Raw genomic sequence first — 23,693 nt, forward strand, 5'->3', positions numbered from 1 at the left:
TGTACGGAGATCGGTTCATCAGGCCGACCTGGTGAAAGTCAGGGCCTGCCTGACGGCAGGCCGTTACCGGCCCGCACACAAAAAATCTGACACTTCCCGTTTGGCCATCCCTCTCAAAGTTTTTCACCTGCACAGAAGGGCATATGACAGAGGCATACCAAGGAAGCTGCCTGTGCGCAGCGGTCAGCTACGAGCTGCTCACGCCACCCAAGGCCGTGAGTCATTGTCACTGCAGCCAGTGCCGCAAAGGGCACGGGGCTGCATTCGCGTCATATGGCAGCGTGCCGCGCAGCGCACTTCGCCTACTTCGCGGGGCCGACAGCATCAAGGCCTACGCCTCTTCGCAGACAGTGTTACGCGAGTTCTGCGGGGCGTGTGGCTCGACGTTGTTCTGGTCACGAACCGAAGGTGAGTTCGCCGGCTGGATCTCGATCGCGCTGGGTACACTTGATACACCGTTCCAGCCACGCAAGCAAAAGCACGTTTACATCGATTCTGCGGTGCCCTGGTATACGCCATCCAGTAATTGTCCCGAGGCCGACTGACGGCTGGCATCGCCGGAATGGGGTATGTTCTTGCCTCTGCGCTTGCTTACTGGCCTGTCATGACTGCTTGAGTATTCGATGCTGATTTCCACGTTATCCAACGGTCGATTCATTACGCCGACGACTCGCCCTGGATGCTGCGCTTCCTGAAACCACGTACACCTTGCGTCAGCTACTGCGTCACGAAGCGGGCCTCGCGGATTATGGCGAGCGTCCCGAGTACCACGCGGCGGTTGCCAATCATGAGCCCGCGTGGTCCGTGGACGAGGTGATGCAGCGACTGGATGGCGCTCGGCTTCGCTATGACCCTGGAGCGGGGTGGCGCTATTCGGATGTGGGCTACCTGCTGGTCGGCAGGCTTATCGAACGTGCAACAGGCCTGCCGCTTGAAGAGGCGATCAGGCAGCAAGTCCTGACTCCACTCGGTATCTCGCGGTTCGCTTGGCAACCCAACGCGCAGATCTGAATGGGGATTATCTGGGCCATTCGTTGAACTACGACCCAGGCTGGGTCTACCACGGATTGCTGATCGGCCCTGTTTCGCAGGCTGCCCTTTTCCTGGAGCGTCTGCTCGCTGGGACACTGCTTCCGGCCGACCTGCTCCAGGAAATGCAGGCAACAAAGGCGTTGGGTGGGCCAATGACTGGCCGACCGTTGGTTGCGCCTGGGTATGCTATCGACCCACAGCGGACATTCAGCGGAAATGGATTGGGTGTCCGCGTAAATCTCAAATAGGATGGGCCATCCTCATCCACCATTGCGCACTAGCAGCAAGCTTATCCATGGAACGAAAAGCAAGCCCGTCCTGCGCTGATTGGGTCATACGCAGTGCCACGCCTGGCAGCGTGGAGCGTATTGAGGCGTGGTTTGGCGGCCATGGCTACGACCCCCATCGGCACGATACCTACTCGATAGGCCGTACCCTTGCCGGCGTGCAGAGCTTTCACTACAAAGGGGCGCTGTGCCACGGCGTGCCGGGCAACACCCTGGTGCTGCACCCGGACGAACTCCATGACGGCATGGCCGGCACGGATATCGGCTTTCGCTACCGGATGGCCTACATCGATCCTTCGCTGATCCAGAGCGTGCTCGGCGGCGAACCGTTGCCGTTCATTGCCGGCGGGCTGTCCAGCGACCCGCGCCTCTATCGCGCCAGCGAGGCCTTACTGATCGAGCAGCAGTGGAGCCCAAGGGTGGTCGCGGAAATGAACGACTACCAATTCAAGGTCGTGCGCATTGAAGGGGAATTCATCTGGCACTCGCACCCGGAGACGGATGAAGCGTTCCTGGTGCTTGCAGGCACCTTGCGTATCGATCTGCCAGAGGGCAGCGTGTATGTGCGGCCGGGTGAGCTGTATGTCGTGCCGCGTGGTGGAGCGCACAGAACAGCGGCCCAGGCGGAAACGAAACTGATGATGATCGAGCCGCGAGGCGTTCTGAATACCGGTCATGAAGGAGGGGAGCGAACTGCGGTGAATGACGTCTGGATCTGAGTTGACGATGCAGGCGATGAGGCCGGTACTCACTATATGGCCTTGGATCGATGTGCGCCTTGAGTCGGAAGCGGGAGCTCACGAGCGGTCGTTTTCGAGCCATAGCTGCCATTCACCAACGGCAGGATTTCTAGCTTTGGCCGCTGGATGCCGCGCACTGAAACGGCCCCAGAGCAGCCTGAGCAGTTGACTCTCCCGTTATGGTCAGGCTTTACCCTGCACGCTTCATGTTCAGGATGAAGTGATGATGAGCAAACGAGTACTGGTGGTGCTGGGGCACCCGTCAAGCGAGAGTTTCTGCGCAGCGCTGACCGAGAGCTATGTCGAGGCGGCCAGAAGTGCCGGCCATGATGTCAGGGTGTTACGGCTTGATGCCTTGAGCTTTGACCCGGTACTCCGCAGCGGCTACCGGCAAGCGCAGCCACTGGAACCCGATCTGCTCAGGGCCCAGGCCGACATCACCTGGGCCGAGCACCTAGTCTTTATCTACCCCATTTGGTGGGGCGGTATCCCTGCACTGATGAAAGGCTTTTTCGACCGCGTGTTCCTGCCCGGTTTCGCGTTTCAGTATAGGGCAGGCAAGGCTTTCCCCGAGCAACTGCTCAAGGGTCGTACAGCGCATCTGCTGGTGACGATGGATACACCGCCGTGGTACTACCGCTGGGTGTATCGCATGCCTGGCCTTCACCAAGTGCGCAAGACCACGTTGCAGTTCTGCGGTATCAGAACGCTGCGTACCCTGATGTTCGGGCCACTGCTCGGCTCCAGCGCGCTGCGGCGTGGAGCCTGGCTCGAACAGGCACGAGGCATCGCCAGCTGACCTGCGGCTACGTGGTTCCCGAACCGCTGGCGCCATGCAATGATGCCCCGCTCCCTGATGAAAAGGACATTCATGTATATCGGCAAAGCCGCCCAACTGTCGGGCACCACGGTCAAGACCATCCGCCACTACGAAGCGATTGGCCTGCTGCCACCGCCCAAGCGCCAAGGGCAGTACCGCGTTTACAATCAGCAGAGTGTCGAGTTGCTGACGTTCATCAAATGCGCGCAGCAGTTGGGTTTCAAACTGAAAGAACTGCAGGCCATTCTGCTGAGGCATCAGGGTGCTGATTTGCCGTGGGACTTGGCGGGCAAGGCCATTGCCGACAAGAAACGCGAAGTGCTGGGGCAAATCACTGGGCTGCAGAAGATATACGCAGGGCTCGAAGCGTTTGAAGCAAGCCTTGCAGGTGCCAGGTATCAGTGCGGGCTTAAACGTCTGCCATAAGCTCCGTGAGAGCGGCAGGGAACAGAATACGGGACCTGCGTCCAAACGGCTTCGAGAGTGTGCTTGCAGTTGACCATGTCGGCCATTGCCGTAAAATCGCGCGCCCATAATCCAGCCGGCAGGGCGCTTCAATGCAACGGGTGATGATCATTGGCCAGCCAGGTTCTGGGAAAAGTACCTTGGCGCGCAAGCTCGGTGAGCGCACGGGCTTGCCGGTCGTGCATATCGACACGATTCACTGGCAGCCAGGGTGGGTCGAACGCAGCCGGGACGAGAAGACGCGTCTTTGCCATGAGGTCGAGGCCCGTGAGCGCTGGATTTTCGAAGGTGGGCACTCGACCACATGGAACAATCGGCTGGCCCGCGCTGACATGCTGATATGGATCGATCGCTCGGCGCCGCTTCGATTCTGGCGCGTGTTCCTCAGAACGATGCTGAACCGCGGCCGATCCCGGCCCGACCTGCCGGACGACTGCCCGGAACTGCTGGCCAACTTGCCGGAGTTTCTCGGCTTCATGTGGCGGACGAAAACCTCGTCCCGGGAGGCAATCAAGCGATTCGTGGCGACAGTCCCGTCGGGATTTCGCGTGGTCTGCCTGCGGTCCAACCGGGATACCGAGGTATTTCTCGCGAGTCTGGGCACAGGCTGATCAGGCTGCGCAAGGTTATTAGATCTCGTGGCGGCAGGCGCCTGCCGTGAAGGCGTGTCAGAACGTTTTAACCTGCGCAAGGATGGCCCATGGCGCTGACCAGCAAGATCACGACCTACAACCCTGAATGGCCACAACGGTACGAGGCGGACAAAATGCTGCTCGTCTCGGCATTCGGTGATGAGCTTATCGCCATGCACCATGTGGGCAGCACGGCTGTCCCGCAACTCGCCGCCAAGCCCGAGATCGATGTGCTGATCGAGGTTTCAGAGCATTGCAATGCAGCAGCCCGAGACGAGGTGTTGCTTAGCTTGGGGTATGTACGCGGCAGTGACCTGTCCGAAGGGCACCACTTCTATCGCCGCAATATTGGCGAGGTGCGCACCCACAAGGTCCACATCTGCAGATGTGGTCACCCTTCAATCATCCAGATGCTGACCTTCAGGGATCTGCTCCGGAACGATGCCTCCCTGCGCCAGCGATATCAAGACCTCAAGATCGAGCTGGAGGCCACCAATACCGGGGGGATGGCTGAGTATCTGGAGAAGAAGGGGCCGTTTATCATCACGGCGTTGCTTGAGGTGGGCATCAGACGGTGATGAGGGCGATTCGTTGACTCAAGCGGGGTTTACGCCCTGATCGCCTCAAGCAGCCCTGAGATGCCGAAGATGCTCATCATTCGCTTGAGGTTGTAGGTGAGCACGTGAAGGCTCATTTCAGTGCTTACCCTCGGCAGGGTTTTACTCAGGATGCGTTGCGCCATGCCCCTGTACAGGAAGGTGAGGAATAGTTTGCCCGAGGGCAATGGCACTGGTTTCAAGCTTCACACGCTCTGCTTCCAGAAAAACATACGTGGCTTGCAAGGTGGTGATCTTCGTCTGAATTTCGGCCATCTTGCTGGCCACCAAGGCCGCGCCTTGCGCGCAATTGATCGTATTACCCCGCTTGGCAGCAAGAATGTCGCCAATCTCGGCGAGCGAAAAGCCCACGCTCTGGGCACTCTGAATGAAGGCCAGGTCAACAACGGCCTGATCGCTGTAGCTGCGATAGTTGTTGGCTTGTCGATGGGCCACGATAAGCCCGAGTTGTTCGTAATAGCGCAATGCATGGCGGCCAACTCCACTACGGCGCTCCAACTCTCCAATGTTCACAGTAAAAATTCCTTGACTGTAGAGCAGACTCTACACCTTAGCCTGCCCCCCATCATCCAAACAAGGATTCAGGCATGAGCGCGGAATGTTTCGTCACAGGCGGCAGTGGGTTTATCGGTCAGCATTTACTGGCTCGTCTTACTGCGACAGGGCACAAGGTCTGGGTGCTTATGCGCACCCCTGCAAACCTCGAGCGCCTCAGGGAGCAGGTAAGCCGACTGGGTGGTAACCCTGCCTGTATCCATGCCGTTGAGGGCGATATCAGCAGAGAGGGGCTTGGGCTCAGCGAGGCAGACAAGCAGCGCGTGTCGTCGGCCTCTGTGGCCTTCCACCTCGCGGCGCAATTTTCCTGGGGGCTGACAATGGAGCGCGCCCGCGAAGTCAATGTGCAAGGGGCGCTGCGAGTCGCCAGGCTTGCGGCGAGCCAGCGCATCCGCTTGCTGATGGTGGGTGGCTTCATGCTGCAAAACCTTTGCCACCTGGCCAGTATCGGGGTAGACAATGAGCGCCCTGAAAACACGAACTGGCCCTCCGTCTACGCCCGTGCAGGTGGCTACGAAGGCAGCAAGCTCGAGGCCCATTTTGCGGTCATCCGTTACATGCAGGAGGTGGGCGCGGATTACACAATCGTTCACCCGGCTACGGTGTGTGGCCACAGCGAGAGTGGACACATTGTCGAAGGACAACCTTTGGCCGAACTCATTCGAAATCTGGCACAAGGCCGGTTCAAGGCTGTCCCCGGCTCCACCAGGCACTGGTTGCCCTTAGTCAGCGTCGATTACCTGGTGACCATGATAACTTGCGCGGCGTTCGACCCCTCGATGGCCAACCAGCAGGTCCTGGCGCTCTATGAACACACACCGAACTTGCAGGAGATGCTGGGGCAGATAGCCAAAACGCTGAATATAAAGGCACCCCGTCGCCATGTAGCGATAGGGTTGCTGAGATGGCTTTTGGCAATTCCCGGACTGGCGTCCCGATTCGCGATCAGCGCCGAGTCATTGAACTTTATTCAGACGCAACGCTTTGACATGCGTCATAGCCGGCAACTGGAACTGAAGTATCAGTTGACACATCCGGACATGGCGCGAGCTTTGGAAAAGACAGTGCGCTACGTCAATGGTTACTTGACCCATTGAAACACCCCCCTCAGGCAATAGGCTGGGCCACGCCCACGCCCACGCCCATGCCATGACGCTCGCCATGCTGCCGATTACGGCCTATGGCTGCTCTTCACCAAAGGCAGCCATGGGGCGAAAACTGTCGGTTGCATCTGACCGCTATCGACCCAGGCGTATTTTCTCCAGGTGATGCTGACGCTACTGCTTCGTCATGGTGTGGTTCAAGGGCTGCGCTGGATTGAAACCGATGGCCCTGCTTCAGCACGGCGCGTGCGAACGTCAGAAGGTGTACTTGATACCCGTCATGATGTTCCTTGGAGCACCGTACATACCGTGGTCGCCGGCATAGCTGAGGTATTCGCGGTCGAACACGTTGTTCAGGTTGACTGACGCACTCAGGTGCTGGTTGAAGTCGTAGCGAGCCAGGAGGTTGGTGACGGCGTAGCTGCCCTGGGTGAAGGTGTGCAGGTCGGCACCGGTCTTGCTCTGCCAGTTCACACCACCGCCGAGGGTGACCTTGTCCAGAATGCCCGGCAGGCGATAGCTGGTGAAGGTCTTCAGACTGTGGCGGGGCAGGGTGGTAACGATACGCTGGTCGTCAGCGTCGGTGCTCACCGCATAGGCATAACCGGCGGAGGCCTGCCAGCCTTCGGCCAGCTCTCCGTCCAGGGTGAATTCAGCGCCCTTGGTGGTGGTGCCCTGTTCCGACTTGTAGGTATTGCCGCCTGGGGTATCGATCCAGATCGCCAGGTTGTCCTGCTCGATCTTGAACAGCGCGATGCTGGAGTTCAGCTTGCCGTCGAAGTGGCTGCCCTTGACACCGACTTCATAGCCGGTGCCTTCCATCGGATCCAGTGGCTTGTTGTTGATGTCGCGAACCCAGGACGACTGAGGGTTGAAGATTTTCGTATAGCTGGCATACAGCGACCACGTATCGTTGACGTCATACACCACGCCAGCATAGGGAATGTAGACGCCGGTTTCCGATTCCTTGGTCTTGGTGTGTTCAGCGTTGTAGGGTTTATCCTCGATCTCGCGATGCCAGTCGATCACGCGGCTACCCAGCAAGATACTGAGATCGTCGGTGGCGTGCAGGCGCGTGGCGAGGTAGGCGGCGTATTGGGTTTCGTCGACAGTGGACTTGCCCGTGACGTCGAATTGCGGTTTCACCGAGGCGCCGTTCCAGTTCAGCAGGTTGTCGATTGCGCCGGCCGGGGAGCCGGAATAGTCGTATTTCCAGCCGCCGTAGCTTGGCACATTCTCGTAATAGTTGGACAAGGTCACGCCGGCGATCAGCTCGTGCTCGCGACCCAACAGATCGAATGGGCCGGTCAGGTAGGCATCGATGTTGTTCTGGCGGGGAACACCGGAGAAGCGCACTGGCAACTGCGTGGTGCCACTTCCGTCCGGGTTGAGGCTGCCGTTGACGTAGTTGAAGACTTCGTCAAACTTGTTTTCGGAGTGGGTCAGTTCGATCTTCCCGCTCCAGCCATTGGCAAACTGCTGTTCGATCGAGGTGAAAAAGCTGGTTTGTTCATGGTCGTTGTAGGACCAGGTCTGTGCCGAATTGAGCGAGCGTTTGAGGTTGCTGCGAGAGCCGTCGGTGAAACGGGTCGGCAGTCCGGAGCGCATGGGCGAGTCGACGTCTGTGCGTTGATAACTGAAGCCCATGGTCAACAGGGTGTCCTCGGTCAGGTCGAACTCGGTAATGCCGTAGATCAGTTGCGAGTCCTGCTTGTAGCGGTCGATCCAGGACTGCTCGGTCTTGAAGTCGGCGACCAGGCGACCGCGTACGTTGTCGGTTTCGGTCAGCGGGCCAGACACATCAAAGCCGGTACCGTAGCGGTCCCAGCTGCCGGCTTCAGCGCTGACGCTGGCCTGAGCCTCGGCGGTCGGACGCTTGCGGATCAGGTTGATCGTCGCTGAAGGGCTGCCCAGGCCGCTGATCAGGCCGGTAGCACCGCGTACCACCTCCACACGGTCGTACATCGCCATGCTCTGGGTGTAATTGTCCATGCGCTTGACGGTGGGCACGCCATCGATTTCAAAGTTCTGGATCTCGAAGCCCCGGGAGAAGTAACCGTCGGATTCGGCACCCTGTCCGTCGCGCAGCACGATGATGCCCGGTGTGGCATCGAGGGTATCGCTGAGATTGGTCAGGCGCTGGTCATCCAGGCGCTGGCGGGTCATGACGGTCAGCGACTGCGGGGTTTCCTTGGGGGTCAGGTTCAAGCGGGTCGAGCTGCTGGATGAATAGGTGGTATAGAGCCCAGTGCCTTCTGTAGTCGACCCGGGAGCCTTGCCCGAAATGGAAATGCTCTGAAGCTCCAGGACGGCAGAGGCCGGTGCACGCTGGAGGGTGTATCGCCCATCCGGCTGGCGAACCGCAAGGAGTTGGCTGCCCTCAAGTAGCGCCTGTAAGGCACCGTCGACCGTGTAATCGCCACTCAAGCCAGGGCTGTTTTGCCCGGCAATCAACTCATTGGGGAACGACAACAACAAATGGGCTTGCTGGCCCAGCTGATTGAGCGCAGCGCCCAGTGGCGCCGGGGCAATCTCGTAGTGCTGCACGCGGCTATCGGTGGCTGCCCAGGCTGGCGATGAGGTGGCGAGCAGAACCGCTGCGGTGCAACCCAGGGTAGTGGCGAGCGAGGTAACGGAGTACGAGGAAAAACTGCGGTGGTGCATGTGAAGTTTCCCGATGATTTTTGATGTATGGCCTATGAGTCTCGCCAGAAATCAAAACGGCTCATCGAGGACGAAAAAATTTCAAACGTTAGCGGGCAGGGGACGCAAGTTGACCCACAGGCGAGTGAAACGCTGTACATCCAGTTTCAGTGTGTGGGCGACGGCATCGATGATTCGATCGCTGTCTGCCAGCGGGTAGGTGCCCCATACGCGCAGGTTGGCCAGGGCGGCGTCGCACCCAAGATGCCCATGGCGATACCGGCCAAGTTCGTCGAGAAACGCCTTGAGCGGTTGGCCGTTGGCGACGATCATGCCTTCGGCCCAGGCGGGAGAGGATGCTTGCATTGCCCCCTGATCGAGTATCCCGAACGGCCCGAAACGCGCCAGCTGCCCGGCTTGCAGAGTGGTCCAGAGGTTGACTTGGGTCGGGCTTATTTCAAGCGAGCCATGATAGATCGCCAGCTGGGTTGAGCCATTGTCAAACTGCCGCATTGTGAAACGCGCCGAGGACGCCTGCGCCCGAACCTGTGCGGTTTCGATAAACAGCGCCGGGTTCAAGGCGGTGTTGATCAGGACCTCGCCGCTGAGTAATCGAAGGTGCCAGCGCTGGTCAGCCGTGCGAGCATTTATTGCGCTACGGGTATTGAGTTCAAGCGACAGATCCGAGGCCAGCGCAACACGTCGGCGCTCGCCCACGCCCGTGGTGTAGTCGGCACTCATGCGCGACATCAACTCGCTGTCTCGACTCAGCCAGGCACCGGTACCTGCAGCCAACAGCAAGGCCAGGCCCTTTATTGCCCGACGCCTGCTCAGCCCTTCCTGGGAGGGAAGCAACAGGGCCTGTCGGGCGAGGTCTGGATCGCCTTGGGTGCGCAATGAATCGAGCTGCGCCCCCAACTCCAAGGCTTTTTCCCAGGCCAGTTCATGCAAGGGGTGTTCACTACGCCACGCCATGAATGCGGCCTGTGCGGGTGAATCGAAATTGGCCTCCTGCATATCGAGCCACCACTCCATCGCCTCCTCACACATTTTTGGCGATAGCGAGGATTCTCGGCCAAAGGCGTTTGCGGTGATAGTCATTACAGTGCTTCCGTCACCAGCATGCATCGCGCACCCGCCTTGATGATATGGCGCTTGACGGTAGCGATTGAAATACCCAGTCGCTCGGCAATATCTGCGTGGCTGAGCCCATCGAGTTGTGACCAGAGAAAAGCCTTTTTGACGGCGACATCCAGTTCGCACAGCGCTTCGTCGAGTCGAACCAGCGTCTCGAAAATAATCAGTTGGGTCGCCAGGTCCGGCAGCACGCTTTTGTCTTCGGTCTGGAGCGCATCCAGATAGGCTTTTTCCAGGCGTGCGCGGCGGTAGTGGTTGGACAGGACACTGCGTGCCACCTTGGCCAGGAAAGGCCGAGGCTGGCGGATCTCAAGCGCCTCGTTGCTGGCCAACAGGCGCATGAAGGTGTCCTGCATCAAATCAGCGGCGCGGTGTGAGCAGCTCAATTGCCGATACAGCCAACTACGCAACCAGCGGTGTTGCTGTTGGTAAAGAGCAGTGAGCTGAGCGGTATCGATAGATGCCATGAGCTGTCACGAAATTGGTGCAAATGAGACTTAGTATCATATGGGATTAATTGGGTAGCGACAAGAATGCAGGAGGGCGCGGGGCATGATTGGCCTGATGGATGAGGGGCATTTGCTTGCTTTCAACGCCGTGCGGAAAGTTGTTGCGGCGCCAGGAATGCATCGTGGAAGTAATGGTGGAACGCGTGCATCGCCGGGCTGAATTCCCGCTCGCGATGCCAGGCCAGGCCGACGCTCATGGGGGTGACCTTGTCGGTGATGGTCACCGTTTCGATGCGTTTACCTTCCAGCGACCAGGGGCGATGTACCAGGTCGGAGAGGATCGCCACGCCGCTGCCGTTGGCCACCATGCTGCGCACTGCCTCCACAGAGCTGGTGCGGATTCGCACGTTGGGCTGCTGCTGGGCATGTTCCCAGTAGCGCATGGCGCTTTGTTCGGCTTCGTCGACGGTAAGCAGGATGAACGGCTCCTGTGTGACGTCGGCAAGGCTCACGGCCGAGCGCTCGCACAGCGGGTGATGGCTGGGCAGCCACAGCCGGCGCTCGGAATTGAACAGGGTTTTCGAGACGATGTCCGGGTGGGTCAGGTTCGAGGTCAGCACCACCGCCATGTCGAATTCGCCTTCGAGCAGGCCTTGCTCGATGGCCTGGCGCTCCCGTTCGTGCACTTCGATGGCCACGTCCGGGTGCCAGTGTTCCAGGCGTTGCAGGTGATGGGGCAGGAAGTAACCGATCACCGTGTAACTGGCCGCTACCCGCAACAGGCCGGTGGCGCGAACGTCCGGCAGTGGGCTGTTGAGGGCGTCCTCGACGCTGCGCAAGATCACGTAGGCCCGATTGAGAAAGTGCCGTCCGGCATCGGTCAGGCTCATGCCCTGGGCCGAGCGCTGGAACAGTAGCGTGCCGAGCATGCCCTCCAGTTCCTTGATTGCAGTGGTCACCGCCGACTGGGAAATATTCAGATGAATCGCAGCTTGGGAGATTTGCCCGATCTCGGCCGTGGCGACGAAGTAGCGAACCTGGCGCAGGGTCAGTGACATGAACACTCCGCTTGATGAGGTATCTGATTTTCAGAAGATGCCCCCTCAGATAATAGATCTTCCCAAGGGGGTGGCTGGAACTTAACGTGCTCTGCATGAAGTCACAAGCGTCAGGAGCACGTGTCATGCAGGCAGTAGATTTCAATTCGGACATGGGCGAAGGCTTCGGTCCGTGGACGATCGGCGACGGGGTCGACAACGAACTGATGGGCTTCATCAGCTCGGCCAACATCGCCACCGGTTTCCATGCCGGCGACCCCGGCACCATGCGCCGCACGGTCGAGCAGGCCAAGCGCCTGTGCGTGGCCGTCGGTGCCCATCCGGGCTTTCGCGACCTGGTCGGGTTCGGCCGCCGCCACATCCATGCATCGGCCCAGGAGCTGGTGGACGACATGCTGTACCAGCTGGGGGCCCTGCGTGAGCTCGCCCGAGCGCAAGGCGTGGCCCTGCAGCACATCAAACCGCACGGTGCGCTGTACATGCACCTGGCCCGGGACGAAGAAGCGGCGCGCTTGCTGGTGGAAAACCTGCAGCGCCTGGAGCCTGAACTGCTGCTGTATTGCATGCCCGACTCGACGATCTGGCGTATCGCCACTGAGCTCGGCCAGCCCGTGATCCGCGAGTTCTATGCCGACCGCGAATACGACATCAGCGGCTCCATCGTCTTCACCCGCAATGTGCGTGCCTACGACCCCGCGCAGGTCGCTGCGCGGGTCCTGCGTGCCTGTCAGGAGGGCGTGGTGCGCACGGTGGAAGGTGAAGACCTGGCGATCGAGTTCGACTCCATCTGCTTGCACAGCGATACACCCGGAGCCCTGGCTCTGGTCGAGGCCACCCGCAAAGCGCTCGATGGCGCGGGGATCGAGGTGCGCGCACCGCGATAACGCCACCGAAGACACCTGGCGCACAGACGCCAGGGTTTGCTCGATACACAGATTTTTTGCCTGCCTTTCTACAACTATTCCAAGAGGAACAGACATGGCGCAGCACACCGTCATCACCCCATTGCCGGGAACTTTCTACCGCAAAGCCACCCCGGAATCGCCGAACTACGTCGAGGCCGGTGCCAACGTCAGTGCCGACACGGTGATTGGCCTGATCGAGGTCATGAAGCAGTTTTCCGAACTGACCGCGGGTACGGCAGGGCGTCTGGACGCATTTCTGGTCGAAGACGGTGATCCGGTGGAGCCGGGTCAGGTCATCGCGACACTCGAAGATGCGTGAGGGCACAACCATGACTCAAGGCATTGGTAAACTGCTGATCGCCAACCGTGGCGAGATCGCCGTGCGGATCATCCGTGCCGCGAAAGCGCTCGGGATTCCAACCGTGGCAGCGTGCAGCGAAGCAGACGTCGATTCCCAGGCCGCGCGCATGGCCGACGAAGTACACATCCTTGGCCCGGCCCGCGCTGACAAGAGCTACCTCAATGTCGAGGCCTTGCTCGGTGCCCTGAAGGCCACCGGGGCCACTGCGGTGCACCCCGGTTATGGCTTTCTTTCGGAAAACGCCGAATTCGCCGAAGCGGTACTCGCCGCTGGCGCGATTTTCGTCGGCCCAAGCCCCGAGACCATCCGCCGCATGGGTGACAAGGCCGAAGCCCGGCGCACCGCGCAAGCGGCGGGCGTGCCGGTGGTGCCCGGTTCTGCCGATGAACTGTTCGATGTGGAGTCGGCGCTCGAGGCCGCCAGATCCGTCGGTTTCCCGCTGCTGATCAAGGCCTCGGCCGGAGGCGGTGGACGCGGCATTCGTCTGGCGGAAAACCCGCAACAGTTGCGCGAAGAATTCCCCCGTTCCCAGCGCGAAGCCCAGGCCGCCTTTGGCAATGGCGCGGTGTATCTGGAGCGCTTCATCGGCAAGGCCCGGCATATCGAAGTGCAGGTGCTGGGCGACGGCAAGCAGGCGGTGCACCTGTTCGAGCGCGAATGTTCGCTGCAACGCCGCCGCCAGAAGATCTTCGAAGAAGCGCCGTCACCGATCCTCGATGCCCAGCAGCGCGAGTCTCTGTGCGCGAGCGCCGTGCGCCTGACCGAGGCGCTGGGATACAAGGGCGCCGGCACCCTTGAGTATCTGTACGATGACGCCACCGGCGAGTTTTTCTTCATCGAGATGAACACACGGATCCAGGTAGAACACCCGGTCAGCGAGCTGATCACCGGTATCGATCTGGTCCAGGCCATGCTGCGCATTGCCGGTGGCGAGCCACTGGGACTCAAGCAGAGCGATATCGCAATCAACGGCGCGGCCCTGCAGATGCGCCTGAACGCCGAAGACCCCGCACGGGATTTCTTCCCAAGCCCAGGGCTTGTGCAAGCGCTGAACTGGCCACAAGGCGAGGGCGTGCGGGTCGACAGTCATCTGTATGAAGGCTACCGGGTGCCGCCCTACTATGACTCGCTGCTGGCCAAGCTGATTGTTCATGGCCGTGACCGCGCCGAAGCCCTGGCCCGCGCGCGACTGGCGGTCGAGCAGACCACGCTTACCGGCATGGCCAGCACCTTGTCGTTGCACGGCGAACTGCTGGAGCAACCCTGGTTGCACACCGCCGATTTCCACACCGGCACGTTGGAAACCTGGCTGGCCGAGCGCCGCAGCGGAGGTGCAGCATGAGCAGTCCGATTCGCTACAGCTTTGGCGCCGACGAACATCTGTTTGCCGAAGTCAGCGACAGCATGTCCCTTGAGGCCTTCTTCAAGGGCATGGCGGTCACCCGCGCGGTGGAGCGTCTGGCCCTCGATGGCGTGCTCGACGTGTGCTTGGCCAACGCCTCGTTCCAGATCCGCTTTGACCCGGATCGCATCGCGCCGGCAGATCTGCTTGAAGCAGTGAAGGGGGCCGAGGCCCAGGCCGTGGCCGAGCGCACCCTGCACACCCGGATCATCGAGATCCCGGTGCTCTACAACGATCCCTGGACCCACGAAACCCTGATGCGCTTTCGCGACCGCCACCAGGACCCGAATGCCACGGACCTGGAGTACGCTGCGCGCATCAATGGCTTGGCCGACGTCGAGGCGTTCATCGCCGCCCACAGTGGCGCGCCGTGGTTCGTTTCGATGGTGGGCTTCGTGGCGGGCCTGCCGTTCATGTTCCAGATGGTCGAGCGCGAACGGCAATTGCAGGTGCCCAAGTACCTGCGACCCCGCACCGACACACCGAAACAGACCCTGGGCCATGGCGGCTGCTTCGGTTGCATTTACTCGGTACGTGGCGCCGGTGGCTACCAGATGTTTGGCGTCACTCCGGCACCGATCTACGACCCGCAGCAGAACCTGGCGTACCTGAAGGAACACATGGTGTTCTTCCGCCCCGGCGACATCGTGCAGTTCAAGCCAATGGACCGCGATGCCTATGACCACGCCGTGGCCGAGGTCGAAGCCGGGCGTTTTGATCTGCGCATCCGTCCAGTGGAGTTCTCGCTCGATGCGTTCCTCGCCGACCCGATCGGTTATCCCAAGTCGCTGCAGGAGGTGCTGGCATGATCAAGGTGCTCAAACCCGGTCTGGCCACCTCGGTGCAGGACCTCGGCCGCGAAGGCTACTACCACCTGGGTATCCCGCCTTCCGGGGCGCTGGACCAGTACGCCCTGAGCGCGGCCAACCAGTTGGTGGGCAACCCGGCCAATTCGGCGGCGCTGGAATGCACCTTGCTGGGGCCGGAGCTGGAATTTCAGCAGGACGCCCTGGTAGCGGTATGTGGTGCGCAGATGACGCCGAAGGTCGATGGCGTGGACATGCACTTGGACACCGCCTTCGAAGTGAAGGCCGGACAAGTGCTGCGTTTCGACTTCCCCAAGGCTGGCGCGCGGGCTTATCTGGCGGTGGCCGGCGGTATCGATGTGCCGGTGGTGCTCGGCAGTCGTTCCACCTACGCACTGGGGGCGCTGGGTGGCTTTCAGGGGCGCAGGCTGGTGATGGGTGATGAACTGCCGATCGGCACCGCCAGCGGCAAGGGGCGTGCCGGGGCGAGTCTGCCCATGGCGTTGCGTCAGTCGCTGGGAGGGGAGATCACCCTGCGGGTGGTGCCGGGGCTGTACTACGACCGCCTGACCCTGGCGGCGGCGGACAGCTTTTTTGCCGAAGCCTGGACCGTCGGTTCGGAGGCAGATCGCATCGGCTATCGCTTCAAGGGTGGCAGCCCGCTGAGCTTCCAGCCTCGCGAGCAGCCGTTCGGCGCCGGCTCCGATCCTTCGAACATTGTCGACAGCTGCTACCCGATCGGCTCGATCCAGGTGCCGGCAGGGCTCGAGCCCATCATCCTGCACCGCGATGCGGTGTCCGGTGGCGGCTACGCGATGATCGGCACGGTGATCAGCGCCGACCTCGACCTGGTCGGCCAGATGCAACCCAACCAGAAGGCCCGCTTCGTTGCGGTGACGCTGGAAGAGGCGTTGCAAGCCCGACGTTCCTATAAGAAAAAGTTCAGCTGTCTGAGCAAGCTGTTCCCTTCCTGAAAAGCCAAAATGGCAAGCCAACGCCGCACTTCGGTGCGGGGGCGGCTGCCCGCGCTTCAACCTCTGACGTAAAGCACTAGCGACTGGCAGTCGATCTTTCTAACCAGTCAGCACGAGTCATCTCCCATATTTCGACCTCCATCCGTCCAGATACGAAATCTCCTGCCCGCACGTCTATCAAGCGCATACCCTCATGTGTCGAGACCTTGCGAGATGCGTCATTGGCAACAGCTTTGGGAACCTGCATGACCGGACGCGACAGTGTCTCGAACCAATAGGCATTGATAATCCGGCATGCCTCGCGCATGTAGCCCTTTCCCCACCACTGTGGTGCGAGCCAGAAGCCCCTGTTGTTTCCAGGCTGATCATACAAACTGATGCTACCCAGGGTGCAGCTAGCATCGTCGCGCATGCGGATCATCCAGTGCCATTCACGACCTGCTGCCATTGCAGGCAGGGCGATATCTCGGACATAGATCAGCGCCCCGTCTTCTGGATACGGCCATGGGACACGACGATCCAGATAGCGAACCACCTCCCAGCAGGGGAACAGCTCCTGAATGATGGGTGAATCCTCTAACTGAAGGGGGGTGAGAACCAGCCGGTCAGTGATAAGCGTCGAAAGACAGTCCATGACATTCGTTCCCGGGCATCCCTGTGAGACGTTGATTATCTGTACCGGGCTGGTTTGTGTCGACCGCTGCTGGCTGTTATCTGTGCTCCGCCAAGGGCAGCTCTGGGACGAGAGCAGTTATCCGTGTCTGGCTGCTTTCGACCCAGAGCAGACGGTGGGAACAGGCAGAAGTCGGCCAGAAGCGGTCGCTTGAAAAAGGTAATAAGATAATTCTTTTCGGCCTGAACGCTTGCCTCTAAGGTGTGAGACGTTGCGACACCGCTGCTCAACGCGCTGACGATGCCTTGGGTCTGCATGGCCGCATAGTCAAACACTCCTGCAACACCATGGAATGACTATATGCACCCATCGCTAAAACAAGCGCTCGACATCATTAAAATCGAGCGCAACGTAGCCGAATACACCCAGGCGTTTGACGCGGTGCATGACGTGGTAAGCGTATTTGGCGAGCTTGACCTAGCCAATCGTCTCTTCGCAGAAATACCCCGAACAGTGCCCGAAGAGCTGGTGGCCGAACTTTTCAATTTGTTGGCTTGGCAAACAAACGATAACGGTTCGGCAATGACGCGTGAGGTCGAGACGTGGCTCAGAGAACAGCAAGATCCGCGCAAGCTTAGGATTGCCATGAGCCTGGATGTATATCCATTTCCAGATGCTCAGGAAATGCATCAAGTATTGTCCACGCTGGCTGCGGCCATCCCAGAAGTGGCGACTATGTGCCAAACGCTTATGACCTCACGAAAGGCTAGAACACATAGTCAAGTATGACGAAAGGCAGTGGGGCCGCTTTGGGTCGACTGTGGTCACTTGCGAGTGGCAGCTATCGACCCATAGCCGCCGGTGACCAATAGCACCAACTGGCTACCCCCCCTGCCAGTAATCACTCAATTACTCTTTATTGGACTGTTCCGCCTAATAGCTTCCTGACTGTCCTTTTACTCCCGCGCCCTTTGCTGCGACCATTTTTGCACTGACCCAGCCCTGCGGATTTTTTATGATGGACCTTGCTATCGAGTTTCCCGAGTTCTTCCTGCCCAGTTGCACGCTGCGGCGGATTAATCGCAATGACGCCGAGGCGATTTTTGCCGGGCTTTCTAACCCGCAGGTTGTTGCCCACTACGGCGTGTCTTACGACAGCCTCGAAGCGACGGACGAGCAGATGCGCTGGTATGACGCTCTGCTGGAAGAGCACCGGGGCATTTGGTGGGGCATTACCTTCCCGGGACGGGACGAACTGATAGGCGCTTGTGGTTTCAACGATTGGTCACACTCCGATCGTAGCTTGGATATCGGCTATTGGCTGATGCCGGAACACTGGGGCCGAGGGCTGATGCAAGACTGCCTGCCCACCATCCTCCGCTTCGCCCTGGGCACCCTCGGCGTACATCGCATTCACGCAGATGTTGAGCCGGAGAACCCCGCCAGTATTCGTTTGCTGGAGCGGGTCGGCTTCGTGTTTGAGGGAACCCTGCGGGATGTGGAATACAAGAACGGGCGCTTCCTCAGCCTGCACCAGTACAGCCTGCTGGCCTCTGACCCGGCGGGGCGAGCTCTGCTGGAGGACGACACACCGATCCTTCGCCCATCCCGCGGGTCTGATGCGCAGGCACTCAGTGCTTTGGCTCAGCGCAGCAAGGCCCATTGGGGATACCCCGAGACTTGGATGAAGGCATGGCAGGCAGCGCTGACTTTCCGCCCCGAGCAAATGACCTTCCACTACGCAGTGCTGGTCGCAGCGGGTGGCCAACTACTGGGCTTTTATGGGCTTGAGAGCGGCGAGGATGGCTGGCAGTTGGAGCATTGCTGGGTCGACCCACAGTCGATGGGAAGCGGTTACGGACGGCGCCTGGTGGGGCATGCTCTGGCTGTGGCGCGTGGACTGGGCGTGAATACGCTAGCGGTGGAATCGGACCCATCGGCACGGGGCTTCTACGAGCTGCTCGGTGCACAGCATGTGCGCGATGTACCGCGTCCAGTATGTGGCGAGCTCCGGCATCTCCCAATACTTAAGTGGGAGTTCAGTGACTAGACCTGATTGGAGAGTAACGTGCAGATCGATTGGCTGCTGGCAGTCTACTCGCCGTTTGCTGCACCTTTACAAGTCAGCCATGTATCGTTAACCGGCCTGCGCCAAGGACTGCTATGGGTCGGAAGCGGCCGGTCACGAAATGCCGCTAACGACCCATAGTTGGCCTCTGCCGCACTGTCAGAAACGGGCAACAGCGGAAATTCGGTGCAGCGGCCTTGCATCTGTTTCAGCCAATCACTGGCGCATGCTCGGCCATCAATTCGATTATCCAGTCGATAAATACCCGAACCTTGGCGCTGACATGGCGATTCGGCGGGAAAGCCAGGTACATCGGCATTGGCGACATATGCCAGTCTTCAAATAGCGGCAGTAGCTCCCCACTGTTAAGGTGCGGTTTGGCCATGTACTGCGGCAGCCAGAGCATCCCCAAGCCAGCCAGACCGGCGGCAAGGTACGCATTGCCGTCATCGACCGTCAGTTGCGGACGGGGCTGGACCTCTATGCGCTCCTCAGCTCGCTGCATCACGTAGGGCAAGGTTTTGCCTGTTCGAAACCAGAGAAAGCCGATGGTTTTGTGCTGGCCTTCCGCTAACTCACGCGGGTGTGCCGGTGTCCCGAAGCGCTGCAAGTACCCGGGCGTGGTATAGATACCGAGTTTCAAATCGCCCACATGCCTTGCCACCAGGGACTGATCGGTGATCTCGCCGCCACGTACCACGCAGTCGATGTTTTCACCAATGATGTCGACGATGCGATCGCTCACGCCCACGGTCAGCTGGATTTCCGGATAACGTGCAAAGAATTCCGGCAAGGCGGGTATGAGCAGCATTCGCGCCAGCGGGCTGGGGACATCCACCCGCAGCCGTCCGCGTGGTGTCGTGGACGCGCTGGACAAGCTGGTCTCGGCGTCGTCCATGTCGATCAGTAGCCGAACCACGCGTTCGTAGTAGGCCGCGCCATCGGCGGTGACATTGACCTTGCGTGTGGTGCGGTTGAGCAGGCGCACGCGCAGCCTCGCTTCCAGCTGCTGAATGAGCTGCGTCACGGTGGTCTTGCTCATGTGCAGGGTGGCGGCCGCCTTGGTGAAACTGCCGGTTTCCACCACTCGGGCAAACGCCTGCATTGCATCGAATCGGTCCATTCCACGCCTCGTTCGCACCTGGATTGTTTGGAGTATACAAACAGTCCTGGCCAGAACTGCCCGTTTATCCAGGTAGGTGGCCTTTTTATAGTGGTCTCACCGTAAACACCGGGCCGCGATGACCCAGAACGAGGTAGGCAATGTCCAGTAAACGTGATGTCGTTTTTCCACCCGATCGCCATGCTTTGTACGAGCTGCACCGCTACTCGCCGGCGATTCGCTCCAACGGGTTTCTGTTCGTATCCGGTCAGGTCGGCAGCCGTAAGGACGGCTCGGCCGAGCCTGACCTCGCTGAGCAGGTTCGCCTGGCCTTCGCCAACCTCAACGCGATCCTGGCCGAGGCCGGCAGTAGTTTCGAGGATGTGGTTGATACGACCATCTTCATGGTCGATCCCGACTCGAAGTTTGAAACCATCTGGGAAGTGGCGGCCGAGTATTGGGGCGAAGCGCCTTATCCTACGGTGACCGCTCTTGGCGTGACCTGGTTGTCCGGCTTCGATTTCGAGATCAAGGTGATCGCGAAACTACCGCAATAGAGGCGGTCCAGCTCCTGCTTCCGGTTCAAATCGAAGGGAGCGTTCGTGCTATTTCGCTGCACTCGGAAAGCCCCCGCTTACCCGTCGGCCAGACGGTAATGGCGGTTCGCCTTGCGGGGGCTATCGTTGCTTGTCTGGGCGACGACTACCGACCGAGGGCGGTGCCATGAACACGAGTGATCTACTGGAGCAGTTGCTTCGGGCCGGGCAGGGTTCGCAAGCGCAACAAGGGCGCGGCGGTATGTCAGCGCAAGATGGCCTGGGCGGTTTGGGCGGCTTGTTGGGAGGGCTGCTTGGCGGCGGCAGTACCGCAGGTGGCAGTGGTGGCCTTGGTGGTTTACTGGGCGGCATTTTGGGTGGCAGCGGTGGCAACGCTGGCGCTTCCACTCAGGGACGCTCTGCTGGCGGCGTCAATTACGCAGCTCTGGCGTCATTGGGCATGATGGCGTTCCAGGCTTATCAAAGCTGGCAACGTAGCCAGGCGGCCGCGCCGCAACAGGCGGTGCGTACCGTGGATCAATTGTCTGGCCCCGAGGCCGAGGATCACAGCCATGCGATCTTGCGTGCGCTGATTGCGGCAGCCAAGGCTGACGGTCGCATCGACCCGCAGGAAGAACAGTTGATCTACGCCGAAATCAAACGTCACACCAGCGACCCGCAACTGCAGCAGTGGCTGGATGAGGAAGTCAGCAAACCCCTCGATGCTGCCGAAGTGGCGCAGTCGGCCCAGGACCCGGGCATGGCTGCGGAAATGTACCTGGCCAGTGTGATGCTGGTGGATGACCAGCAGGATGCGGAGCGGGCCTACCTTGATGAATTGGCCAGTGCGTTGGGGATCGATCCGACGTTGCAGGTACATCTGGAACAGCAGGCGAAGGGGGCTGCCTGATCGATCCGAAGTGGACATTGACCCAAGGCGCTGTTCTCAATGCAATCTGGTTGTTGGGCTGCGTGGGAGCGGGCTGGCCCCGCGATCACCGGCAATGCCGGTGCCATACGCCGCATCGCGGGGCAAGCCCGCTTCCACGTTGGTAATGCTTGTAACGTTGTTTCCTGCACGACTGCGTAGCCCATAGGGCACGGCGATCTCCTGCAAGAGCTTGACCTGGGCTTCAGCCCACCTCCGTGAACCGACGCCGCGTCACGAACAGCCCCACGCCCAACGGCACGGCTGGGTAGAGGGGCAGGGGAGAGACCCCGCGTCGCGTCCTACAGGGATTAATCAGATTTTCCCTATTTCGAGTAGTCCGTTTCCGAAGCATGCTTTAGCCGCTTTTACGCCTTCCAACAGAGGTCTAGTCTCGCTGGGTCGCTGCAAAAAGTAGCGGCCGGGTCTGCAAGCCTGAGCGGGACAACTAGATCAGCGCCACCCATTGCCATTGGTCTCAAGCCACTGGCAGTGCGTTATGGTGGCTGCGTACGGGTGGCCTTCGGGTCAGCCGGGCTTACTCTAGTTGCCCCGGTCTTGCAGGCCCGTACGTAGCCGCCACCCTATCGCCTGCAAGCGATGGGCTGCGGTCCGATCAGCGCAACTAGAGAATTTCATCATGCTCAAGATCGTCCCGGATCCACCCCCGTCCGCTCAATCCCCTCATCTCCTTGAAGATACCCTCGTCCAAGCCACCGAGTACGTCATGTGCGCGCTGGCCGTCGCCCATCAGTCGTTCAGCCACCTGCCCAAATCACCGGCCACTTTGGTGATGCTGACGATGATGCACGAGCTTGATGCCACCCGCACGCTGCTGGAGTCGGCACTGGCCCAGCTCCAGATGAGTGCGCGACCGCTGTCATACACATTGCACTGATAGAGCTGCCACAGGCCCCAGGTTCCGCGCCGCAATCAAAATTGCCGGGGCCGCTGCGCAGCCCTTTCGCGACACAAGGCCGCTCAGGGGTTAGCTAAATCAATGAGTCACGGTTTGTTCTACGAGAGAGGATTTCGCAAATGGACAACGAAACCCCAGCAGACCACGGCCAGCTCGGCTGGACCGTCGGCAGCTGCACCTGCCTGGAAGGCGCCACCAAAGGTATGCGTCTGTTCCGCGTCGAGCCCGGCAACTGCGCAAGCCACGCCATGGAGCAGGCTTCCGTGCTGCTCGACAGCGCCCGCCGGGCTTCCTTCATTGGTGTGATGGACAACGAACCGGTGCTGGTCTGGGCATCGCATTACCTGAGCGATATGGCCAAGGCCTTGATGGATGATGCGCATATGGGGATATTGAAGAAGGTGTGAAACAGAGGCCGGTGGTCTGGGTGGGCAGCCGCGCCGACCCAGAGCATGCTCGAGTGCCCTCAACGCCTTCTATCGTGGCGACAAGTCCGTATAGTGCCTAGCTCTCATCAGTCAAAGGAGTGGCCATGAATCAAGCAGCACATCGTCTGGAGAGGGGAGTCCGATGCGTATCGCAATGATCCTCGCGGCAGTCGGGACCACCTTGTCGTTGATGTCGGTGTCGCTATCGGCGTCACCCGGCCAGCCATCGTCTCCATTACCCACTGATCAGCAGCGTATCTCGGTCCAGGTCGAAGGCGAGGGCAGGGATGTGATCCTGATTCCGGGACTGGCATCGTCTCGTGAGGTATGGTCTGACCTGGCGACTCGGTTACGCCAGGACCACCGCCTTCACCTCGTGCAGCTCGCAGGCTTTGCCGGTTCGCCTGCGGTGACCGATAGCGAAGGGAAAGTGCTCGCTCCAGTGGCCGAGGCAATTGCTGATTACATCCGCACCCAGCATATCGAGGCCCCCGTGATCATCGGGCATTCGCTGGGGGGAGAGGTTGCATTGATGCTGGGGGCTTGTCATCCCGATCAGGTTGGGCGCTTGATGATCGTCGATGCGTTGCCGTTCTATACGTTGCTGATTGACCCTTTGGCCACCAGCGAAACTGCTACCGTGCAGGCTGCAGCAATGCGCAGTTCGCTGTTGGCGGCATCGCCGGAGCAGAGTGAAGCGATGCAGAAGGCATCCATCGCCCGACTCGCCAAGACCGAGGCGGTCAGACCAGGGCTGGTTTCTGCGGGGATCAGCTCCGATCGCAAGACTGTGGCGGACGCCGTATATGAATTGATGATCACCGATCTGCGTCCCGAACTCGGTCGCATCAGCGCGCCGGTCGAAGTCGTGTATGCCTACGACGCTTTTTACGGTGTGCCTGCATCCAGCGTCGATGCAACGTTCCGTCGGGCCTATGCCTCGACACCTGATATCCATTTCACCCGCATCGATGACAGTTTTCATTTCGTCATGCTCGATCAACCGGAGCGATTTGCCAGCGCTGTTGCGGCTTTCCTCGAACCGGGGGCGGAGCGCGGACAATGAGTGGTCGGCGTGCAGCCCTCTCAAGGTCTTTGGCTGCGGGGGCTATT

At 60.1% G+C, this 23,693-nt stretch carries 26 protein-coding genes and 1 pseudogene; 20 read left to right on the forward strand and 7 right to left on the reverse strand.

What is annotated here, in order from left to right; genetic code table 11:
- Nucleotides 1-143 precede the first annotated feature (143 nt).
- The 7 genes and pseudogenes from AC25MA_RS22660 to AC25MA_RS22690 all read left to right on the forward strand — a co-directional run bounded on the left by AC25MA_RS22660 (nt 144) and on the right by AC25MA_RS22690 (nt 4,554).
- Complete coding sequence (locus AC25MA_RS22660) at nt 144-545, forward strand: GFA family protein (protein ID WP_081791567.1); 402 nt, start codon at nt 144-146, stop codon at nt 543-545.
- Nucleotides 546-669: 124 nt separating this feature from the next.
- Nucleotides 670-1,223 (forward strand): annotated as a pseudogene (locus tag AC25MA_RS22665) (serine hydrolase domain-containing protein); the annotation flags it as partial.
- 104 nt (nt 1,224-1,327) lie between these two features.
- Nucleotides 1,328-2,038 carry an AraC family ligand binding domain-containing protein gene (locus AC25MA_RS22670; RefSeq protein ID WP_182323944.1) on the forward strand — a complete coding sequence of 237 codons (711 nt, stop codon included), beginning with the start codon at nt 1,328-1,330 and terminating at the stop codon, nt 2,036-2,038.
- A gap of 244 nt (nt 2,039-2,282) precedes the next feature.
- Complete coding sequence (locus AC25MA_RS22675; RefSeq protein WP_036986114.1) at nt 2,283-2,858, forward strand: NAD(P)H-dependent oxidoreductase; 576 nt, start codon at nt 2,283-2,285, stop codon at nt 2,856-2,858.
- A gap of 72 nt (nt 2,859-2,930) precedes the next feature.
- On the forward strand, nt 2,931-3,305 hold the full coding sequence (locus AC25MA_RS22680) for a MerR family transcriptional regulator (RefSeq protein WP_207851441.1): 375 nt from the start codon (nt 2,931-2,933) through the stop codon (nt 3,303-3,305).
- Between the two features lie 131 nt (nt 3,306-3,436).
- A complete protein-coding gene (locus AC25MA_RS22685; protein ID WP_028690756.1) occupies nt 3,437-3,955 on the forward strand; it encodes an AAA family ATPase in 519 nt (172 codons plus the stop codon).
- Nucleotides 3,956-4,044: 89 nt separating this feature from the next.
- Nucleotides 4,045-4,554 (forward strand): GrpB family protein, encoded by a 510-nt coding sequence (locus AC25MA_RS22690; protein ID WP_486972394.1) that lies wholly within the window; start codon nt 4,045-4,047, stop codon nt 4,552-4,554.
- A 141-nt stretch (nt 4,555-4,695) separates the two neighbouring features.
- On the opposite strand, the gene AC25MA_RS22695 is transcribed toward AC25MA_RS22690, so the two are convergent.
- On the reverse strand, nt 4,696-5,106 hold the full coding sequence (locus AC25MA_RS22695; protein WP_486972395.1) for a MerR family transcriptional regulator: 411 nt from the start codon (nt 5,104-5,106) through the stop codon (nt 4,696-4,698).
- A 74-nt stretch (nt 5,107-5,180) separates the two neighbouring features.
- Here AC25MA_RS22695 and AC25MA_RS22700 point away from each other — a divergent pair, with 74 nt between their 5' ends.
- A complete protein-coding gene (locus AC25MA_RS22700) occupies nt 5,181-6,245 on the forward strand; it encodes an SDR family oxidoreductase (protein ID WP_062360369.1) in 1,065 nt (354 codons plus the stop codon).
- 261 nt (nt 6,246-6,506) lie between these two features.
- On the opposite strand, the gene AC25MA_RS22705 is transcribed toward AC25MA_RS22700, so the two are convergent.
- From AC25MA_RS22705 to AC25MA_RS22720, 4 genes are all read right to left on the reverse strand, one after another.
- Nucleotides 6,507-8,915 carry a TonB-dependent siderophore receptor gene (locus AC25MA_RS22705; RefSeq protein WP_486972396.1) on the reverse strand — a complete coding sequence of 803 codons (2,409 nt, stop codon included), beginning with the start codon at nt 8,913-8,915 and terminating at the stop codon, nt 6,507-6,509.
- Nucleotides 8,916-8,996: 81 nt separating this feature from the next.
- A complete protein-coding gene (locus tag AC25MA_RS22710; protein WP_486972397.1) occupies nt 8,997-9,995 on the reverse strand; it encodes a FecR domain-containing protein in 999 nt (332 codons plus the stop codon).
- Nucleotides 9,995-10,498, reverse strand: a complete 504-nt coding sequence (locus AC25MA_RS22715) for a sigma-70 family RNA polymerase sigma factor (protein ID WP_062360365.1) — start codon at nt 10,496-10,498, stop codon at nt 9,995-9,997. The genes AC25MA_RS22710 and AC25MA_RS22715 overlap by 1 nt, the downstream gene beginning before the upstream one ends.
- A 122-nt stretch (nt 10,499-10,620) precedes the next feature.
- Nucleotides 10,621-11,538 (reverse strand): LysR family transcriptional regulator, encoded by a 918-nt coding sequence (locus AC25MA_RS22720; RefSeq protein ID WP_028690762.1) that lies wholly within the window; start codon nt 11,536-11,538, stop codon nt 10,621-10,623.
- A 125-nt stretch (nt 11,539-11,663) separates the two neighbouring features.
- On the opposite strand from AC25MA_RS22720, the gene AC25MA_RS22725 reads away from it, so the two are divergent.
- The 5 genes from AC25MA_RS22725 to AC25MA_RS22745 all read left to right on the forward strand — a co-directional run bounded on the left by AC25MA_RS22725 (nt 11,664) and on the right by AC25MA_RS22745 (nt 15,986).
- Nucleotides 11,664-12,422: a 5-oxoprolinase subunit PxpA gene (locus AC25MA_RS22725; protein ID WP_062360362.1), complete on the forward strand. Its 759-nt coding sequence runs from the start codon at nt 11,664-11,666 to the stop codon at nt 12,420-12,422.
- A gap of 94 nt (nt 12,423-12,516) precedes the next feature.
- Nucleotides 12,517-12,762 carry an acetyl-CoA carboxylase gene (locus tag AC25MA_RS22730; RefSeq protein WP_023629552.1) on the forward strand — a complete coding sequence of 82 codons (246 nt, stop codon included), beginning with the start codon at nt 12,517-12,519 and terminating at the stop codon, nt 12,760-12,762.
- A 10-nt stretch (nt 12,763-12,772) separates the two neighbouring features.
- The gene (locus tag AC25MA_RS22735; protein ID WP_028690764.1) at nt 12,773-14,146 is read left to right on the forward strand and encodes an acetyl-CoA carboxylase biotin carboxylase subunit; all 1,374 of its coding nucleotides are present in this window, start codon (nt 12,773-12,775) and stop codon (nt 14,144-14,146) included.
- Nucleotides 14,143-15,015, forward strand: a complete 873-nt coding sequence (locus AC25MA_RS22740) for a 5-oxoprolinase subunit B family protein (protein WP_207851437.1) — start codon at nt 14,143-14,145, stop codon at nt 15,013-15,015. Before AC25MA_RS22735 ends, AC25MA_RS22740 begins: the two co-directional genes overlap by 4 nt.
- The gene (locus AC25MA_RS22745) at nt 15,012-15,986 is read left to right on the forward strand and encodes a 5-oxoprolinase subunit C family protein (RefSeq protein ID WP_197865914.1); all 975 of its coding nucleotides are present in this window, start codon (nt 15,012-15,014) and stop codon (nt 15,984-15,986) included. Before AC25MA_RS22740 ends, AC25MA_RS22745 begins: the two co-directional genes overlap by 4 nt.
- Before the next feature lie 76 nt (nt 15,987-16,062).
- Here the strand turns inward: AC25MA_RS22745 and AC25MA_RS22750 are convergent, their stop codons facing one another.
- On the reverse strand, nt 16,063-16,620 hold the full coding sequence (locus AC25MA_RS22750) for a GNAT family N-acetyltransferase (protein ID WP_028690767.1): 558 nt from the start codon (nt 16,618-16,620) through the stop codon (nt 16,063-16,065).
- A gap of 339 nt (nt 16,621-16,959) precedes the next feature.
- Between AC25MA_RS22750 and AC25MA_RS22755 the strand changes: the two genes are divergently transcribed.
- Nucleotides 16,960-17,388 carry a hypothetical protein gene (locus AC25MA_RS22755; protein ID WP_028690768.1) on the forward strand — a complete coding sequence of 143 codons (429 nt, stop codon included), beginning with the start codon at nt 16,960-16,962 and terminating at the stop codon, nt 17,386-17,388.
- Between the two features lie 226 nt (nt 17,389-17,614).
- Entirely contained in the window at nt 17,615-18,649 is a 1,035-nt protein-coding gene (locus tag AC25MA_RS22760) for a GNAT family N-acetyltransferase (protein WP_028690769.1), read from the forward strand.
- A 226-nt stretch (nt 18,650-18,875) separates the two neighbouring features.
- On the opposite strand, the gene AC25MA_RS22765 is transcribed toward AC25MA_RS22760, so the two are convergent.
- Complete coding sequence (locus tag AC25MA_RS22765) at nt 18,876-19,790, reverse strand: LysR family transcriptional regulator (RefSeq protein WP_182323930.1); 915 nt, start codon at nt 19,788-19,790, stop codon at nt 18,876-18,878.
- A 140-nt stretch (nt 19,791-19,930) separates the two neighbouring features.
- Between AC25MA_RS22765 and AC25MA_RS22770 the strand changes: the two genes are divergently transcribed.
- The 5 genes from AC25MA_RS22770 (at nt 19,931) to AC25MA_RS22790 (ending at nt 23,646) form a co-directional block, all read left to right on the forward strand.
- Entirely contained in the window at nt 19,931-20,326 is a 396-nt protein-coding gene (locus tag AC25MA_RS22770; RefSeq protein WP_062360352.1) for a RidA family protein, read from the forward strand.
- 166 nt (nt 20,327-20,492) lie between these two features.
- Nucleotides 20,493-21,215, forward strand: coding sequence for a tellurite resistance TerB family protein (locus AC25MA_RS22775; protein ID WP_207851435.1), 723 nt, complete (start codon nt 20,493-20,495; stop codon nt 21,213-21,215).
- A 658-nt stretch (nt 21,216-21,873) separates the two neighbouring features.
- A complete protein-coding gene (locus tag AC25MA_RS22780) occupies nt 21,874-22,131 on the forward strand; it encodes a hypothetical protein (RefSeq protein ID WP_069016591.1) in 258 nt (85 codons plus the stop codon).
- Between the two features lie 140 nt (nt 22,132-22,271).
- Entirely contained in the window at nt 22,272-22,559 is a 288-nt protein-coding gene (locus AC25MA_RS22785; protein WP_088853057.1) for a DUF3077 domain-containing protein, read from the forward strand.
- Nucleotides 22,560-22,722: 163 nt separating this feature from the next.
- Complete coding sequence (locus tag AC25MA_RS22790) at nt 22,723-23,646, forward strand: alpha/beta fold hydrolase (protein ID WP_486972398.1); 924 nt, start codon at nt 22,723-22,725, stop codon at nt 23,644-23,646.
- Nucleotides 23,647-23,693: the final 47 nt, after the last annotated feature.

The sequence above is a fragment of the Pseudomonas sp. P65(2024) genome (assembly GCF_057480955.1).

Bases quoted from the DNA above. Each gene is read 5' to 3' on its own strand.
- AC25MA_RS22670 (WP_182323944.1), top strand. From the start codon at position 1,328: ATGGAACGAAAAGCAAGCCCGTCCTGCGCTGATTGGGTCATACGCAGT.
- AC25MA_RS22690 (WP_486972394.1), top strand. From the start codon at position 4,045: ATGGCGCTGACCAGCAAGATCACGACCTACAACCCTGAATGGCCACAA.
- AC25MA_RS22735 (WP_028690764.1), top strand. From the start codon at position 12,773: ATGACTCAAGGCATTGGTAAACTGCTGATCGCCAACCGTGGCGAGATC.
- AC25MA_RS22715 (WP_062360365.1), bottom strand. From the start codon at position 10,498: ATGGCATCTATCGATACCGCTCAGCTCACTGCTCTTTACCAACAGCAA.
- AC25MA_RS22675 (WP_036986114.1), top strand. From the start codon at position 2,283: ATGATGAGCAAACGAGTACTGGTGGTGCTGGGGCACCCGTCAAGCGAG.
- AC25MA_RS22705 (WP_486972396.1), bottom strand. From the start codon at position 8,915: ATGCACCACCGCAGTTTTTCCTCGTACTCCGTTACCTCGCTCGCCACT.
- AC25MA_RS22725 (WP_062360362.1), top strand. From the start codon at position 11,664: ATGCAGGCAGTAGATTTCAATTCGGACATGGGCGAAGGCTTCGGTCCG.
- AC25MA_RS22790 (WP_486972398.1), top strand. From the start codon at position 22,723: ATGCGTATCGCAATGATCCTCGCGGCAGTCGGGACCACCTTGTCGTTG.
- AC25MA_RS22750 (WP_028690767.1), bottom strand. From the start codon at position 16,620: ATGGACTGTCTTTCGACGCTTATCACTGACCGGCTGGTTCTCACCCCC.
- AC25MA_RS22710 (WP_486972397.1), bottom strand. From the start codon at position 9,995: ATGACTATCACCGCAAACGCCTTTGGCCGAGAATCCTCGCTATCGCCA.
- AC25MA_RS22685 (WP_028690756.1), top strand. From the start codon at position 3,437: ATGCAACGGGTGATGATCATTGGCCAGCCAGGTTCTGGGAAAAGTACC.
- AC25MA_RS22660 (WP_081791567.1), top strand. From the start codon at position 144: ATGACAGAGGCATACCAAGGAAGCTGCCTGTGCGCAGCGGTCAGCTAC.
- AC25MA_RS22760 (WP_028690769.1), top strand. From the start codon at position 17,615: ATGATGGACCTTGCTATCGAGTTTCCCGAGTTCTTCCTGCCCAGTTGC.
- AC25MA_RS22780 (WP_069016591.1), top strand. From the start codon at position 21,874: ATGCTCAAGATCGTCCCGGATCCACCCCCGTCCGCTCAATCCCCTCAT.
- AC25MA_RS22730 (WP_023629552.1), top strand. From the start codon at position 12,517: ATGGCGCAGCACACCGTCATCACCCCATTGCCGGGAACTTTCTACCGC.
- AC25MA_RS22755 (WP_028690768.1), top strand. From the start codon at position 16,960: ATGCACCCATCGCTAAAACAAGCGCTCGACATCATTAAAATCGAGCGC.
- AC25MA_RS22700 (WP_062360369.1), top strand. From the start codon at position 5,181: ATGAGCGCGGAATGTTTCGTCACAGGCGGCAGTGGGTTTATCGGTCAG.
- AC25MA_RS22770 (WP_062360352.1), top strand. From the start codon at position 19,931: ATGTCCAGTAAACGTGATGTCGTTTTTCCACCCGATCGCCATGCTTTG.
- AC25MA_RS22775 (WP_207851435.1), top strand. From the start codon at position 20,493: ATGAACACGAGTGATCTACTGGAGCAGTTGCTTCGGGCCGGGCAGGGT.
- AC25MA_RS22745 (WP_197865914.1), top strand. From the start codon at position 15,012: ATGATCAAGGTGCTCAAACCCGGTCTGGCCACCTCGGTGCAGGACCTC.
- AC25MA_RS22785 (WP_088853057.1), top strand. From the start codon at position 22,272: ATGGACAACGAAACCCCAGCAGACCACGGCCAGCTCGGCTGGACCGTC.
- AC25MA_RS22740 (WP_207851437.1), top strand. From the start codon at position 14,143: ATGAGCAGTCCGATTCGCTACAGCTTTGGCGCCGACGAACATCTGTTT.
- AC25MA_RS22680 (WP_207851441.1), top strand. From the start codon at position 2,931: ATGTATATCGGCAAAGCCGCCCAACTGTCGGGCACCACGGTCAAGACC.
- AC25MA_RS22720 (WP_028690762.1), bottom strand. From the start codon at position 11,538: ATGTCACTGACCCTGCGCCAGGTTCGCTACTTCGTCGCCACGGCCGAG.
- AC25MA_RS22765 (WP_182323930.1), bottom strand. From the start codon at position 19,790: ATGGACCGATTCGATGCAATGCAGGCGTTTGCCCGAGTGGTGGAAACC.